Origin of the sequence: Pseudoalteromonas sp. CST2, assembly GCF_028599385.1 — a bacterium.
In the GTDB taxonomy this organism is placed as follows: domain Bacteria; phylum Pseudomonadota; class Gammaproteobacteria; order Enterobacterales; family Alteromonadaceae; genus Pseudoalteromonas; species Pseudoalteromonas atlantica.
This window is the reverse complement of record NZ_JAQREO010000005.1, coordinates 158,639-174,307: the sequence shown is the minus strand read 5'-3', so window position 1 is coordinate 174,307 and position 15,669 is coordinate 158,639. Positions and strand designations below refer to the sequence as shown.

The 15,669-nt window shown below is 41.8% G+C and carries 16 protein-coding genes and 1 riboswitch; of the genes, 5 read left to right on the top strand and 11 right to left on the bottom strand.

The features are described from left to right. Positions 1-7: 7 nt before the first annotated feature. From PSH41_RS09200 to PSH41_RS09175, 6 genes are all read right to left on the bottom strand, one after another. The gene (locus PSH41_RS09200; protein ID WP_004589052.1) at positions 8-799 is read right to left on the bottom strand and encodes a thiazole synthase; all 792 of its coding nucleotides are present in this window, start codon (positions 797-799) and stop codon (positions 8-10) included. 4 nt (positions 800-803) lie between these two features. After that, positions 804-998, bottom strand: a complete 195-nt coding sequence (gene thiS / locus PSH41_RS09195) for a sulfur carrier protein ThiS (protein ID WP_054982299.1) — start codon at positions 996-998, stop codon at positions 804-806. Between the two features lie 7 nt (positions 999-1,005). Next, complete coding sequence (locus PSH41_RS09190) at positions 1,006-2,007, bottom strand: FAD-dependent oxidoreductase (protein ID WP_273588884.1); 1,002 nt, start codon at positions 2,005-2,007, stop codon at positions 1,006-1,008. 55 nt (positions 2,008-2,062) lie between these two features. Next, positions 2,063-4,015 carry a phosphomethylpyrimidine synthase ThiC gene (gene thiC, locus PSH41_RS09185; protein ID WP_273588883.1) on the bottom strand — a complete coding sequence of 651 codons (1,953 nt, stop codon included), beginning with the start codon at positions 4,013-4,015 and terminating at the stop codon, positions 2,063-2,065. A gap of 143 nt (positions 4,016-4,158) precedes the next feature. Then, a riboswitch (TPP riboswitch) is annotated at positions 4,159-4,264 on the bottom strand. Between the two features lie 94 nt (positions 4,265-4,358). Then, positions 4,359-4,757: an META domain-containing protein gene (locus tag PSH41_RS09180; protein ID WP_273588882.1), complete on the bottom strand. Its 399-nt coding sequence runs from the start codon at positions 4,755-4,757 to the stop codon at positions 4,359-4,361. Positions 4,758-5,068: 311 nt separating this feature from the next. Further along, positions 5,069-5,473, bottom strand: coding sequence for an acyl-CoA thioesterase (locus tag PSH41_RS09175; RefSeq protein WP_273588881.1), 405 nt, complete (start codon positions 5,471-5,473; stop codon positions 5,069-5,071). Between the two features lie 83 nt (positions 5,474-5,556). On the opposite strand from PSH41_RS09175, the gene PSH41_RS09170 reads away from it, so the two are divergent. Beyond that, positions 5,557-7,674 (top strand): TonB-dependent receptor, encoded by a 2,118-nt coding sequence (locus PSH41_RS09170; protein WP_273588880.1) that lies wholly within the window; start codon positions 5,557-5,559, stop codon positions 7,672-7,674. Positions 7,675-8,471: 797 nt separating this feature from the next. Here the strand turns inward: PSH41_RS09170 and epmA are convergent. Together epmA and efp are read right to left on the bottom strand one after the other, a co-directional pair. Beyond that, positions 8,472-9,446, bottom strand: a complete 975-nt coding sequence (gene epmA / locus PSH41_RS09165) for an elongation factor P--(R)-beta-lysine ligase (protein ID WP_273588879.1) — start codon at positions 9,444-9,446, stop codon at positions 8,472-8,474. 56 nt (positions 9,447-9,502) lie between these two features. Further along, positions 9,503-10,069 (bottom strand): elongation factor P, encoded by a 567-nt coding sequence (efp, locus tag PSH41_RS09160; RefSeq protein WP_004587956.1) that lies wholly within the window; start codon positions 10,067-10,069, stop codon positions 9,503-9,505. A gap of 41 nt (positions 10,070-10,110) precedes the next feature. Here efp and epmB point away from each other — a divergent pair, with 41 nt between their 5' ends. Next, positions 10,111-11,124 carry an EF-P beta-lysylation protein EpmB gene (gene epmB, locus PSH41_RS09155; protein ID WP_029773264.1) on the top strand — a complete coding sequence of 338 codons (1,014 nt, stop codon included), beginning with the start codon at positions 10,111-10,113 and terminating at the stop codon, positions 11,122-11,124. Here epmB and PSH41_RS09150 read toward each other — a convergent pair. Next, positions 11,121-11,330, bottom strand: coding sequence for a hypothetical protein (locus tag PSH41_RS09150; RefSeq protein ID WP_024031488.1), 210 nt, complete (start codon positions 11,328-11,330; stop codon positions 11,121-11,123). The two genes, epmB and PSH41_RS09150, sit on opposite strands and share 4 nt — an antisense overlap. Positions 11,331-11,412: 82 nt before the next feature. Here PSH41_RS09150 and PSH41_RS09145 point away from each other — a divergent pair, with 82 nt between their 5' ends. Next, positions 11,413-11,703: a hypothetical protein gene (locus PSH41_RS09145; protein ID WP_004587953.1), complete on the top strand. Its 291-nt coding sequence runs from the start codon at positions 11,413-11,415 to the stop codon at positions 11,701-11,703. An 88-nt stretch (positions 11,704-11,791) separates the two neighbouring features. Here the strand turns inward: PSH41_RS09145 and PSH41_RS09140 are convergent, their stop codons facing one another. Then, complete coding sequence (locus PSH41_RS09140; protein WP_273588878.1) at positions 11,792-12,283, bottom strand: DUF3016 domain-containing protein; 492 nt, start codon at positions 12,281-12,283, stop codon at positions 11,792-11,794. A 393-nt stretch (positions 12,284-12,676) separates the two neighbouring features. Continuing rightward, complete coding sequence (locus PSH41_RS09135; protein ID WP_273588877.1) at positions 12,677-13,168, bottom strand: DUF3016 domain-containing protein; 492 nt, start codon at positions 13,166-13,168, stop codon at positions 12,677-12,679. Positions 13,169-13,354: 186 nt separating this feature from the next. Between PSH41_RS09135 and galE the strand changes: the two genes are divergently transcribed. Continuing rightward, positions 13,355-14,371, top strand: a complete 1,017-nt coding sequence (galE, locus tag PSH41_RS09130) for a UDP-glucose 4-epimerase GalE (protein ID WP_273588876.1) — start codon at positions 13,355-13,357, stop codon at positions 14,369-14,371. 496 nt (positions 14,372-14,867) lie between these two features. Then, entirely contained in the window at positions 14,868-15,566 is a 699-nt protein-coding gene (gene rsuA, locus PSH41_RS09125; RefSeq protein ID WP_273588875.1) for a 16S rRNA pseudouridine(516) synthase RsuA, read from the top strand. Positions 15,567-15,669: the final 103 nt, after the last annotated feature.

Genomic DNA, 15,669 nt, shown 5'->3' with positions numbered 1-15,669 from the left:
TATTTCCTTACTGCTGATGCCAAAACGGCATACCCATTGTAGGGGTTGAGGGGGCGGCTAAGTCTTTTTCAGGCATTGCTTTGGCATTATACGCAAAGCGCCCAGCCTCTACCGCGGCTTTAAATGCACGGCTCATCGTAATTGGGCAGCCAGCCCCTGCTATCGCTGAATTTAATAATACCGCATCATACCCTAATTCAAGTGCTTGGCAGGCATGCGAAGGCAAACCAAGCCCTGCATCTACAATTAAAGTTGTGTTAGGTAAGCGCTCACGAATTGTTTTTAAATTATAACTATTTAAAAGCCCTTTACCGGTGCCAATAGGCGCCCCCCATGGCATAAGCACTTCACACCCTAGCTCATTTAAACGCTGGCAAAGAACTAAATCATCGGTGCAATAGGGCAATACTTTAAAGCCATCATCAATTAATATTTTTGTGGCTTCTAACAATGCGAATGGGTCGGGTTGTAAGTTGTAGTCATCACCTATTAGTTCAAGCTTAATCCAATCGGTTGCAAATACTTCACGGCACATTTTAGCAAGTGTTACGGCTTCTTTTACACTGTGGCACCCTGCGGTATTAGGCAGTATTTTAAGGCCTGTGTTTTTTATAAGCTGCCAAAAGTCATCCCCTGCGGCAGCGCTTTGCTGGCGCCTTAATGACACCGTTACTATTTGCGCACCAGAGGCTTTTATAGACTCTTCCATCACCGCTGGAGAGGGGTAAAGCGCCGAGCCTATTAATAAACGGCTATTTAGTTGCTCGCCATAAATAGTTAAGCAATCGTTACCTTGCATAATGCTACCCACCTTGAATAGGCGATAACAATTCAATGCTATCCCCTTCGTTAATTGTGGTGCTGGCGTGCAAACTTTGTGGAATAAATTCGCCATTTAGTGCCACCGCGAATGGAGGCTTTGCACCAAAATTTTGTAATACATCAACAAGCACTGCACTTTTAATAGTTAGCAGCTCACCATTAATTGTTATAGTCATTTATTACTCACCCTATTTGAGATAACGCATTAGCCACTAAGGCGGGCCCTAACATGTAGCCATGACGATATAAGCCATTAATGCTAATTACGTTACCTGTTATTAAAACCGCAGGGCGGTTATCGCTAAATGCGGGGCGTAACCCGCTTTGAATATTTAACAGCCGTGCTTCGGCAAACCCGCTGTGCACAGTGTAAGCCGCCGAAAGTAGTTCAAGCGTGGAGCGTACTGTTGCAGGGCCGCTATCATCAGACTCTATTTCAGTTGCACCAATTACATACTCATTATTAGGTTTTGGCGCTATATAAATTGGGTAGCGCGGGTGCATTAAACGCACCGGCCGCGTTAAATTAACCTCAGGTGCATGTAATCTAGCCACTTCACCGCGTACGCCTCTAAGGGGTTTATCGCCTTTAGCACCTAAGCCACGACAGTCAATAATGTAATCAAACGCGCGGTTATTCACCTCGCCGTTTTGAATGCTAACGCGTTGGTTAAAAACAAACTTAACCTTACGTTTATTAAGCATGGTAAAGCTTGCTCTATAAAAGGCCTGGTTATCTATTTGCCCTTCGCAGGGTAAAAACACACCTTGGTTAAAACGATTAGCTAATTCGGGTTCTAACTGCATTATTTGCTGAGCATTTAACGCCTGCGCGCCGTGCCCTGCTATAGGCTTAATACGCTGGCTAAAGCTTTGTAAGTCGCCTTTATCTTGCTGGTGTGCCACGACCAGCGTGCCTTTTTGCTGATAAAAAACTTCGCCTTCAATCTCGCTCACTATCTCTGGCCAGCGCTTGAGAGAATTTAGCCCCATGATGGCTAAATCCGTTTCACACAATACCGACTCAGCAAGCGGAGCAAGCATTGCCGCAGCCACTTTACCGGCACTATTTTGTGTGTGTTCGTCACTGGCTTCAAACACGGTTACATGATGCGACTTACTAAGCTCGAGGGCAGCTAAGCGCCCTGCTAAACCAAACCCCACAACAGCAATGTTGTAAAACATAAAACCTCCTTTTAATAAAAGGCTAGCAGCCATAAGCCGCTAACCTGTTATTGGCTTATATTGCTTTGTGGTAAATTTCTGAGCCCGTTTGTTTAAACTCTTCCGATTTCGCTTTCATTTGCGCTTCTACATCAACCATTTTGATCTCAATTGCATCACCAACATTGTTAGGGTCGATCCCGCGTGATTCGAGATCTTTGGCGTAATCGCGTACCTCTTGGGTAATTTTCATTGAGCAAAATTTAGGGCCACACATAGAGCAAAAGTGCGCTACTTTGCCAGACTCTTGCGGTAGGGTTTCGTCGTGATATTCACGGGCACGTTCTGGGTCTAAACCAATGTTAAATTGGTCGTGCCATCTAAATTCAAAGCGCGCTTTTGATAATGCATTATCGCGCTCTTGCGCGCCGGGGTGGCCTTTGGCTAAGTCGGCCGCATGTGCTGCAATTTTGTAGGTAATTAGGCCCTCTTTTACATCTTCTTTATTGGGCAAACCTAAATGCTCTTTTGGTGTTACATAACACAGCATGGCACAGCCGTACCACGCTATTTGTGCAGCGCCTATACCCGATGTTATATGGTCGTACCCTGGTGCTATATCGGTCGTTAATGGGCCTAATGTGTAAAAAGGCGCTTCGCCACAATGCTCTAATTGCTCATCCATATTGGCTTTAATCATGTGCATTGGCACATGGCCTGGGCCTTCAATAAATACTTGTACATCGTGTTTCCACGCAATTTTTGTAAGCTCCCCTAACGTACGTAGCTCACTAAATTGCGCTTCGTCGTTGGCATCAGCAATCGAACCTGGACGAAGGCCATCTCCAAGCGAAAAACACACATCGTATTGTTTTAAAATTTCGCAAATATCTTCGAAGTGCGTATATAAAAAGTTTTCTTTATGATGCGCTAAACACCACTTAGCCATAATTGAGCCACCACGCGATACAATGCCGGTTACACGCTTTGCCGTCATTGGCACATAACGCAGCAATACACCGGCATGAATAGTAAAGTAATCAACGCCCTGCTCGGCTTGTTCAATTAACGTATCGCGAAATATCTCCCACGTTAGGTCTTCGGCCACTCCGTTTACTTTTTCAAGCGCCTGATAAATTGGTACCGTGCCAATAGGCACCGGCGAGTTACGTACTACCCATTCACGGGTTTCGTGAATGTAACGCCCGGTTGATAAATCCATTACGGTATCGGCACCCCAACGGGTAGACCACACCATTTTTTCTACTTCTTCTTCGATTGATGAGCTTACCGATGAATTACCAATATTCGCGTTAACTTTAACTAAAAAGTTACGGCCAACTATCATGGGCTCGGTTTCGGGGTGGTTAATATTATTTGGTAAAATAGCGCGGCCGCGGGCTATTTCGTCGCGTACAAATTCAGGGGTAATAAAATCGGGAATACTCGCCCCAAACGACTCGCCTTTATGCTGTGCTGCTAATAGCTCTTCTCTAATTTGTACACGGCCCATGTTTTCGCGTATGGCTACGTATTCCATTTCAGGGGTAATAATGCCTTGGCGAGCATAATGCATTTGCGTCACGTTTTTGCCCGCTTTACCACGGCGAATTTTAGGTAAATGATCAAAGCGAATATGATCAAGGCCGTCATCGGCCATACGTTGCTGAGCAAATTGCGAAGTGACTGAGTCGAGCACTTCGGTGTCGTTGCGCTCTTTTATCCACTGTTCACGAAATTTAGGTAACCCTTTACGTACGTCTAACTCAAAGTTAGGGTCGGTATACGGGCCTGATGTATCGTAAACACGCAGTGGATCGTTTGGCTCATACACAGGGTTTTGCTCATCGCCACCAATAAACGTATCGCTTAATGTAATTTCGCGCATACCCACGCGTACACCGCTTTGGCTACCTTCAACATACACTTTTTGTGAGCTTGGAAATGGCTGACCCGTTAAATTATAAATATAATCTGACGCAGCAGCGCGCGTTTCTCGACGTGTAGACTTATTTGTAGTGTTTGACATGACTTACCTCATTGCTAAAGGGTTGTCTTGTCAGATATTCCATAAGGAATAGAGAAAGATCGTAAAGCAGTGGTTACGCTGCTTTGCGGCCTAAAATGGCTATTTATTTTGTTGTGCGCATAAAAAAAGACGCACAAGCGTCCCATTTTAGGCAGCTTGTTCCCTACGCAGGTTTTAACCTGATCAGGTTCACGGATCCCGCTTTCGCGATCTCAGCCTTAATTATTTAAGGCACTCCGACAAGTAAAATTATGTTCGTTGATTTGCTATTTTGATCAAATCAGCGTTGAGTGTACGCCAGTTAAAAATTGCCTGCAAGGGGCAGTTTTAAATACTCATGCCACTACTTTGCATTAAATAAAAAAGTTTGATCGCCCTGCATAACTAACTGTGAGCCTTGCATGGTAAGCGTTGCACCTTCTCGTAGCGCTTGTAAAAACTGCTGCTCTAGCTCATCAACGTCTGCTCCGCACGACTTACGCGTCATGCCAAGTTTATTAACGCTAATACTGCTGTCTTTAAGCTCGCCTTCACCAAAAAACTTATTACATCCTGCAAACCCGTTTACTTGCAACGCTTCAATAAAGCTCATTGATGCACTGTAAGAGGCCGGCACAGCTAAACCATCAACCTTTGATAGTTGCCATTGTGTGTACTTTAGCTGCTCAGTGGTCACCGTCCCTGTGGCTGTACAACCAATACATAAACCGATTAAAAGCATCGGTAGTGCTGCTAATTTCATGCTATTTCTAACTAAATATTTAATTACCGTAATAGTAACAATTTTTATGCGGTTTATCCGTTAAAAATGCATGTTTTAAATGTAAATTTTTGTTCTATGATAGTTTAGAGAGTGTTGAACTTTGCAGATTAAAACGTGTTCACATTATGGGCGCTTTAATCGCTTTGCTTTATTTGTAACTTAGTAGGCTCGATAACAGCACCTACGCTACCCGCTATTTACGATAAACAATCCCACTACCTAGGCGCTGCTTTAAAACAAACTAGGTTAAATTTAATCCCAAAGGTCACAGCCCCTAAAAATTATACCCGCTAATACTGGGTGTAATTTTTAAATAAATTATCTATTTCGGGAGGTAAAAAAGGGCGGCCTTTTTCATTAACCGAGGTGCCTATAACCTTGGCTTGTAGCATTACTTTGTTGTCGTGTTTACGCACTAAGGTTTGCTTAAACGCAAACTTTATACGGCTTATACGTTCAGGTTCAACTGCTATATAAAATTCATCATCTGGTACAAGCGAATGTTTATAATCAACCTCACTGCGTATCACCACTAAATTAACTTTTTGCTTTGCTAGTAGTGCAAAATCAACCCCATTTGCAAATAAAAACTCATGGCGAGCATGCTCTAAATAATTAAAGTACACACTGTTATTTACAATTCCTTGTAGGTCACATTCGTAATGGCGCACTTTAAAATCAACTTTAAAGGTCATATTAGTAATCCTGATTATTTAACGTATAATCGCTGCGTTATAACACAAGTATTAAAATAATTGCTACCATACGAGTCCCCAAAATGGAGTTAAGTAACCTAATGAACTTACGTTTGTCTTTAATTACTGCGGCGTTATTACCGCTAATTAGTACACCACTTATAGCAAACGCTGATGACAGCGACCTAGAACGAATTGTTGTTACAGGCGACTTTCAACGTGAAAGCATTCAAACATTAAGCGCTAGCGCTAGCCTATTTAGCAAAGATGAAATTAACCAACGTGGTGCAAGTTACTTAGACGAAATGCTAGGTAGTACAGCCAACGTAAACTTTACATCTGGTGCGTCTCGTGGTCGTTATATTCAAATTCGTGGAGTGGGACTTCGTTCACAATTTGTAGATCCAATTAACCCATCGGTTGGCTTAGTTATTGACGGCATTAACTACTCGGGTTTAGGTGGCAGCTCATTATTATTTGATATAGACCAGGTAGAAATTTACCGCGGCCCACAAGGCACTCGCTTTGGTGCAGACGGCATGGCCGGTATGATCCAAATGGAATCAGCTCAGGCAACTGTCGATCCGAGCTTAAAATTACAAGTGGGTATGGGTACTTATAACTCGCGCGAAGCAGGCCTTGCAGCAAGTACTGGATTAACCGACGACACAAGTGCCCGCGTCAGCTACTTTCGCAGAAAATCAGATGGCTACGTAGATAACCTATATTTAAACGACGAAACTCAACAACAGGATGAGCAAGTAGCCCGCTTTAAATTAAACAGCCAACTTACTGAGCATTTAAACACAGAGTTAAACCTGCACTACATTGATATAAACAACGGCTACGATGCGTTCACGCTTGATAACAGCCGTAATAGTGTAGCCGACGAGCCAGGCCAAGATAATCAACAAAGCTACGCCATTGGTATTAATAATACCTACACAGGTTTTGATGCCTTTGATGTAAGCTTAAACCTTTCAGCCATTGATACAGAGCTACTTTACAGCTTTGATGAAGACTGGGTATGTAACGATGCAAGCGAGCCACAATTATGTGCAGCTGGCTTACATCCTTGGGGTTATAGCTCAACCGATGTGTACACGCGTGATCGCGATGATCAATCGGCTAATTTACAATTTAATTCTAAAACAGGTAATTGGGTTGCCGGTGTTTACTATCAAAACCGCGACGTAGATTTAGAGCGCGAATACACTTGGCTTGCAAGTCCATTTGCATCAACCTACGAAACCAGTAACGTAGCTGTTTACGGCCAAGTAGCCACACCTATCGGCCCTAAAACCACGCTCATTACCGGTTTACGTGTAGAGCAATACCAAGGTGATTACACCGACAGCAACGGCTTTATTGAAGAGACTGATGACGTAATGGTAGGCGGTAAAATAGCACTTGAATACCAAGTGATTGATCGTACTATGATCTACACCAGCATTACCCGTGGTTATAAAGCTGGCGGTATTAATTCAGAAGCATTAGCCAAAGCTAAAGACGAAGGCTTAAACCTAGATGCTGATTTTTTCCAGCAGCATACAAGCTTTGACCCAGAATACCTTTGGAGCGGCGAGTTTGGCGTTAAGGGTTCATCGCTTGATGATAAATTTACCCTGCGTTTAGCAGCATTTTATATGCACCGCGACAACATACAGCTAAAAGCATGGCAAGTAGAAGGTCAGCAATTTACAGGCTACGTTGATAACGCAAGCTCTGGTAGCAACTACGGGCTAGAAGTTGAAGGTAGTTACCAACTTACCGAAGATTTATTCTTAACAGGTAGTGCCGGTTACTTAAACACAGAAATTGACGACTTTGTAACGCAATCTGGCTTAAATCAAGACGGTCGTGAGCAAGCGCAATCACCTAAATACCAATACGCATTTAGCGCACGTTACAACTTTACTAATGAGCTGTACGGTATGATTGGTGTTGAAGGTAAGGACGATTATTACTTCTCAGATAGCCATAATTCAAAAGCACCCAGCAGCAATTTAGTAAACCTAAGTTTAGGCTACGAAGCCGACATGTGGGCAGTGCGCGCATGGGCACGTAACGTATTTGACGAAGAAGTACCAACCCGCGGCTTTGAGTTTGGTAACGACCCACTTGATGGCTACGCTACACACACCTACGTGCAATTAGGTGAGCCAAGAGTAGCGGGTATAACGTTTACGTTAGAGCTATAAGCTGTTAGAAAAAATAAATATTAAGCACCGCGTTTACAATAAACGCGGTGCTTTTTTATTGGTAGGCGTGAAGCTTACTCACGCAAAAAGAAAAAGCGTAAATAGATTTTATATTAACGCGCCAGCAAGCAAGGCGTTTACAATTAATTATTACTTCTTCACTACTGCATGTTTTCTGTGGTGATAAAATTTCTTTAGTTTTTACTTAAAAGAACAATTTTGACCACCGAGGGCGCAGCGCGCTACACTGAGACGTTGTTTGCTCTTCTCCTTCACTTCTCCGTGTTCTCTGTGGTGATAATAATTTCTTAATTACTGATGCACTAGAACAAAATGCTTTTACCACCGAGAACACCGAGGCACTGCCACTACACTGAGAAACACACAAGTAGCAGCAAGTTTATCTCCCGTCTGGCATTTAATACAAAATACGCGGCATAAAGCCGCGACTACAACATGACCCTCTAAAGCGCAGCGCCTTCTAACCTCTTTGTGAAGAAATAACTTAACCTTTATTGCACAAAGAGAATAAAAAGAGGAGTAAATGAGAAAACATACAAGTAGCAGCGAGTTTACCTCGCGTCTGGGTTTATTGTTTTAACGCGGTATAAATACCAAATGCGCCTACATTAAAAACACAATGTCGTAGGCGTGAAGCTTGCTCACGCAAAACTGCAAATACTCAATATGCAGCATACGAATACAACATGACCCTCTATAGCGCAGCGCCTCCTAACCTCTTTGTGAATTAATGCTTTAAATTTTTTGGGTGGATAACCACGCCTACAGGTAAAGCATTACGCCCTATCTACATCAAACGCGATGACTTCTTTTATTGTATCTTTAGCGGTGGCTAGCATAACTAACCTGTCTATCCCCATAGCAACGCCTGCGCATTGCGGTAAACCGTGCTCAAGTGCGGCGATTAAGCGGGTATCCATAGGCACGTGGTTTAAGCCATTCTCTGCGCGATAAGCGTTATCTTCATCAAAGCGTTTTGCCTGCTCTTTAGCATTAGTTAATTCATTAAAGCCGTTCGCTAATTCCATATTTTTATAATAAAGCTCAAAGCGCCCTGCTACTCGGTTATCGTGCTCACAAATTTGTGCCAATGCCGCTTGCGATGCCGGGAAGTGATACACAAAACACGGCTTAGTTTGCCCAATAGTTGGCTCTATTTTCATACAAAATAACAGCTGCAGTAAGGTATCTTTATTGGTTTCGTTTTCGGCTATATCGGCAAAACCGTGATCGCAGGCAAGTGTTTGCAATTGCGTAAGCGTAGCTGTTAATGGGTCAAGCGCTAACACTTGCTCAAATGCTTGCTGGTAAGTCAGTCGCTCTGCAGGCTCTACATTTAAAATGAGCTGCATTAGCTCATCCATTTCATCCATTAATGCAAACTCATCAAACCCAGGGCGATACCACTCAAGCATGGTAAATTCGGGGTTATGATGGCGCCCCGCTTCTTCGTTTCTAAATGCCTTACAAAGCTGAAATATGGGCCCTGAGCCTGCTGCTAGCAAACGCTTCATTGCAAATTCAGGCGATGTTTGTAAATAAAGTGGCAAGCCACCCGCGTGGCCTGGGCCTACAAACTGTGTATTAAAACTTGCTAAATGCACATCGGTTACACTGGCACTGCTTAAGCTCGGTGTTTCTACTTCCATTACATTACGCGTATAAAAAAACTCACGAATTATTCTCAGTATGGCTGCACGCTGCTTAAGGGTGTTTATGCTTGCACTAGGTGCCCAAGGTGTTGCTGACATATTTTCTCCAAAAAAAATCCCAGCTTAAGCCGGGATTTTATAAACCGTACTCAAGCTTACTTAACACGGCCTACGTATTCACCGCTACGGGTGTCTACTTTAATTACTTCACCAATTTGTACGAATAATGGAACGCGTACTACTGCACCAGTGCTAAGCGTTGCAGGTTTACCGCCTGTGCCCGCTGTATCGCCTTTAAGACCAGGATCAGTTTCAGTGATCTCAAGCTCAACAAAGTTAGGTGGAGTAACCGCGATTGGGCTACCGTTCCATAATGTAATAGTACATACATCGTTTTCAACTAACCATTTAACGGCATCGCCAAGTGCTTTTTCGTCAGCGGCAATTTGTTCAAATGTTTCGTTGTTCATGAAATGCCAAAACTCACCGTCTGTGTATAGGTACGCTAAGTCGGTATCCATTACATCGGCGCCTTCAACTGATTCACCCGATTTAAAGGTTTTTTCAAGCACCTTACCAGAGATAAGTTTGCGGATACGAACACGGTTAAACGCTTGGCCTTTACCAGGTTTTACCATTTCATTTTCTAAAATACTGCAAGGTTCGCCGTCCATCATAATTTTTAGGCCGCCCTTGAACTCGTTGGTGCTATAATTCGCCATCGTTTCCTCTATTTAATTTTTTTCGAGTAATCTACGTGCCAATGATACAAAGAAATGAAGCAAATTTGCATAAAAACTGGCAAAAAGAATTAGCAAATGTAGTTACCTGCCCAAAAACCTTGCTTGAAATGGTCGGTTTATCGAGCCAAGCCCATGAAAACGACCTAAAAGCCCGCAGTTTATTTCCGGTACGCGTGCCAGTCCCTTTTATAAAAAAAATACGCAAGGGCGATGCAAACGACCCCTTATTGCTACAAGTTATGCCACGCCATCAAGAGTTTTTAACCAAAACAGGTTTTAATAAAGACCCTTTACTAGAGCAAGACAACGAACAGCCTGGGCTTTTACATAAATATAAATCCCGTGTTTTAATTATGTTTAAAACTGGCTGTGCAGTAAATTGCCGTTACTGCTTTAGGCGCCACTTCCCGTATCAAGAAAACCAGCTTAATAAAAAAAGCCTGCTTGATGCGCTGAGCTATATAAAATCAGATGCCAACATAAACGAAGTGATTTTAAGTGGTGGCGACCCACTTATGGCCAAAGACGATGCCATTAGCTGGTTTTTAGATGAGCTTGAACAATTACCTCAAATTAAACGTATGCGAATACACAGCCGATTACCTGTGGTAATACCTGCGCGAATTACCGATGAGCTATGCGCGAGGCTAAAGCAATCACCGCTAAAAATTATATTTATTAACCATATAAATCACGCCAACGAAATAGACGACGAGTTTAAAGCCGCCATGCAAAAGCTAAAGCAAGCAGGCGTAACGTTATTAAACCAAGCAGTTATTTTAAAAGAGGTTAACGACACCGTTGAGGCACAAATAAATTTAAGTGAGGCGTTATTTGATGCAGACGTACTGCCTTACTATTTATATTTGCTAGATAAGGTTGAAGGCGCAAGCCACTTTGATATAGAAGAGCCACAGGCAATAAAAATAATGGCAGAACTATTAAAAGCCCTGCCTGGATTTTTAGTGCCTAAATTAGTAAGAGAAATAGGCGGTCAAAAAAGCAAAACACCTATCGACCTTAAGTTAGTTTAAACGTATATATTTACGTTGTTACCCAGTGTTGCAGTGACCGACTGAGCCGGTGATTGCGCACTTGTTGGCTGGGCAGCACCTTCAATTAGTGCAAGTGCTGCTGCGCCATCTGCTAATTGCTGCTTTTTAGACAAAGCAGCGGTATATACTTCACCACCTTGGCCAGAGCTAGACATAGCGGGTAGATTTCCACCTGATATATTCATCGTTATAAGCCTTAATCAACCTGACATTTAAATGTAATCCAAGTACTATATCGGCAATGCAGTACAAAGCTTTAGGAAAACCATGGATTCTATAATTGAACAACTCAACGCTAACTTAAAAATTGTTTATCGCCAAGCACTTGATGCCGACAAAAAACTAGATGAGCTACAGCAACAAGGCCACGGTAAATTTAAAGCCTTGTTCCCAGCTGATGCCGGATTTAGTTTTGAAGCTAAACGCTTTAAGCCATACGTACTTGATGTAGCAGCCGATGTAGAAAGCTTAAGCACAGATGGTTTTGATGAAGAAAAGCTTAAAACAACGGTTATTAAGCTACAACAGTTACTTACCCTGCTCGCTACGTTTAAGTAACTAAAAATTAAAGTTTAATTTAGTAAACATCAAATACAAAAAATGCCGATAATGTTTATCGGCATTTTTATTTATTTTGTAACTGTATTTAACTTATATTAGATAAAACTTTTGAATGAAACCAGTTAGTTACTAAGCGTTTTTCATAATAAAATGATCTAGAGGTTGAGCGCTTAATTTTATCTAAATAGCCTCTATCTTTTAATAACACTTCTGTGGCGTGGTTCACAACTTCACCCTGCGGATTAGTTACCGTGTAAGACAGCTTAATTTGTGGGTAATGAAATGGTTGAATTACTCTTATTTTTTTAGCGCCAGAAAACTCAATAGCACCTGCTAAATCAAGATCTGCAACCTCTACATTTAATTTATATCCACTTGGTAATTTTTCAGCTAACTTCGCAAAATGCTTTTCAAAGTTAATAGTAATTTGCTTTTCAAAAGAAGTTGGTGATTGATTTGCTGCACGCACATCGCGGTAATTGTCAAAATCATGCCATTTAACTGCAGACTCACCAGCTTGTGCAATACCAATAGAACTTAAACCCATTACTAACGTTAGTAATTTTAAACTTTTCATAATCTTCTCCATATGAACTATCAAAAGTCAACGCAAGTACAACACATTCAATTTAAAACAATAAACCAGAACACTTACACTGATGACATTAGTTTAAATTAGCAGCAAAAATTTTTAATGTAAAGTTAGGTACATGCCGATATTGGTAAAAACACAATCAAAAAGTAATTTAATCACTTACTTGCTAGCAAGTGCAAAAGCTAATAACTCTCTTAGTAAGCATAATTAAAATGATAAAAAAGCCTACTTACATTTAAGCTCTGCTTGATAAAACTAATTTTAATAAGGAAAACTATAAATCGCTATTTTTAGTTTGCAATAGTTGCTTACTATAGCCGCTACCTTTAAGTCATTTTGATTTTGTAACTTACCACTTTTACTGGCAAGTTTAATTTAATCAATACTTGCTAAAATTTGCTCGCCAAACCATTCGGTTATTAAGCGTTTTTCATAAAAAAACGGCTCGTCGCGACCCATTTTAATTTTATCCATAAAGCCCATGTCTTTAAGCTCTACATCGTCCTCTTCACTCACTACGCTCCCTTTATTATCGCTTAGCGAGTAATTGAGCTTAATGCGCGGAAAATAAATAGGTTTTACTACGCGTATTTCATCCATACCGCCATAGCGTACGTCCCCTGCTAAATCGATATCGGTTATTTCTAAATTTAGCTTGTAGTCTTTTGGCAATTGCTCGGCAAGTTTAGAAAAATGTTTTTCGAACTGAGTAGCAATTTGTTTGTGGTACGACGCTTTACCCTGGCTAGAAGCGCGCACATCGCGGTAGTCTTTAAAATCTTGCCACTTAACTACAGATTCTCCAGCGTGTGCAAATGCAGGTAATGTAATACACATTGCCATAGCGATTGTTTTAACTGAATTCATAGCATTCTCCAAAGGGCAGTACTAATTATTTAGACTTAGCCCAGTAATAGACCATACAAGTTTAACACTAGTTTATTAACCATTACTTAATTAACCTATTTTAATACGCTTTTAAAATAAAGCATGTAAATACTAAGAATATGTGATGAAATTAAGATAATTGAAAAAGGTATCCACGGAGCATTCATGGCAATTTTAGTAACAGGCGGCGCAGGCTACATAGGCTCACACACCGTTTTAGAACTTTTACAGCAAGGTAGCGAAGTTGTTGTTGTTGATAACTTAAGTAACGCATCAAAAGAGTCGCTTGCACGCGTAAAGCAAATCACAGGCAAAGAAGCCACGTTTTACCAAGGCGACATTCTTGATAAAGGCTTTTTAGATGCCATTTTTACAAGGCACACTATAGAGAGTGTGATTCATTTTGCTGGCTTAAAGTCGGTTGGTGAGTCGGTCGCTAAACCTGTTGAGTACTATCAAACAAACGTACAAGGTACGCTAACACTTGTAGATGCCATGCGTGATGCAGGCGTATTTAAATTAGTATTTAGCTCATCAGCCACAGTTTACGGCGACCCTGTAAGCTTACCAATTAAAGAAGACTTCCCGGTAGGTGGCACCACTAACCCGTACGGCACATCAAAACTGATGGTTGAGATGATGCTGCAAGATATTGCTAAATCAGATGAGCGTTTTGCATTTGCTATTTTGCGTTACTTTAACCCAGTGGGCGCACATGAGTCAGGCTTAATTGGCGAAGATCCAAATGGTATTCCTAATAACTTATTACCATTTATTGCCCAAGTTGCAGTAGGTAAATTAAAGCAGCTTGCTGTATTTGGTGATGACTACGACACCGTTGATGGCACTGGTGTACGCGACTATATTCACGTTGTAGATTTAGCGATGGGGCATTTAAAAGCGCTTGATAAAATTGCCAACAATACCGGCGCACTTGTATATAATCTTGGCACAGGCAATGGTTACTCTGTACTGCAAATGGTTAACGCCTTTATAAAAGCCAGCGGCCAAGACGTTCCTTATCAAGTATCGCCTCGTCGCCCTGGCGATATTGCTGCATGTTACGCCGCGCCAGAAAAAGCACTTAATGAGCTAGGCTGGGAAGCGGTGCATGGAATAGATGCCATGATGGAAGACACATGGCGTTGGCAATCAAATAACCCTAATGGTTATAAAAGCTAATTAAACATACTTTTTAATTTTAGGCGTGAAGCTTGCTCACGCAAAACTGCTAATACTCAATACGCGGCATAAAGCCGCGACTACAACGTTACCCTCTAAAGCGCAGCGTCTCTTAATCTCTTTGTGAATAAATAACTAAACCCCCTATTGCACAAAGAGAAGAAATGAGGAGTAAATGAGAAAACATATAAGTAGCAGCGAGTTTATCTCGCGTCTGGGTTTATTATTTTAACGCGGTATAAATACCAAATGCGCCAGCAAGCAAGGCGCCTACTTAAAAACACAATGTCGTAGGCGTGAAGCTTGCTCACGCAAAACTGCTAATACTCAATACGCGGCATAAAGCCGCGACTACAACGTTACCCTCTAAAGCACAGTTCACCCGCATCTATTTTTGCTTGGTAAAGCCTTAAAATTTGTGGGTAGTTTACTGACATGGGGTTTCACTATCGGCTATAATCGCCGCCATTGTAGCCGACTAAAAATGTGAACCAAAATGAAATTCCCTTGCCGCTTAGATAAATTTATTAGCCACCTAGCCGAGCTACCACGCTCAAAAGCTCGCGCGGGTATTAAACGCCAAGAAGTGCAAGTAAATGGGGAAGTTGTTAGCGCGTTCGATTTTCAAGTAAACCAGCAAGATGAAGTAACATTTGCTGGTGAGCCTATGGTATTTTTAGGCAAGCGCTACTTTATGCTACACAAACCTGTAGGCTACGTGTGTGCCAATGTAGATGAACTACACCCCACCGTATTTGATTTGCTCGATGAGCCAAATATGGCCGACTTTCATGTAGCAGGTCGCCTTGATATAGATACCACCGGCTTAGTACTTATTACTAACGATGGCGATTGGTCGCACCGTATTACCTCGCCAAAGCACAACAAATTAAAAACCTACTTAGTAGAAACACAAGAGCCTATAACCGAAGAAGCATTAGAACAACTACGCAACGGCGTACAACTTCACAACGAAAAAGATCTTACCCGCCCAGCTAAAGCAGAAGCACTTGCCACCTACAGCTTACGTTTATCAATCAGCGAAGGTAAATACCACCAAGTTAAACGCATGTTAGCCGCGGTAGGTAACAAAGTGGTAGAACTACACCGCGAGCAAATAGGTAATATTATACTGGACGAAAACTTAGCAAGTGGAGAGTATAGGGAGTTAAAAGAGGGAGAGGCTATTCTTTAAAGCTTTTAGCTTTTAGCTTTTAGCTTTTAGCTTTTAGCTTTTAGCTTTTAGCAAAGTTAACACTCTTGCTTAGTTGTACTACCCTTTCTTTATTAGAATTGAT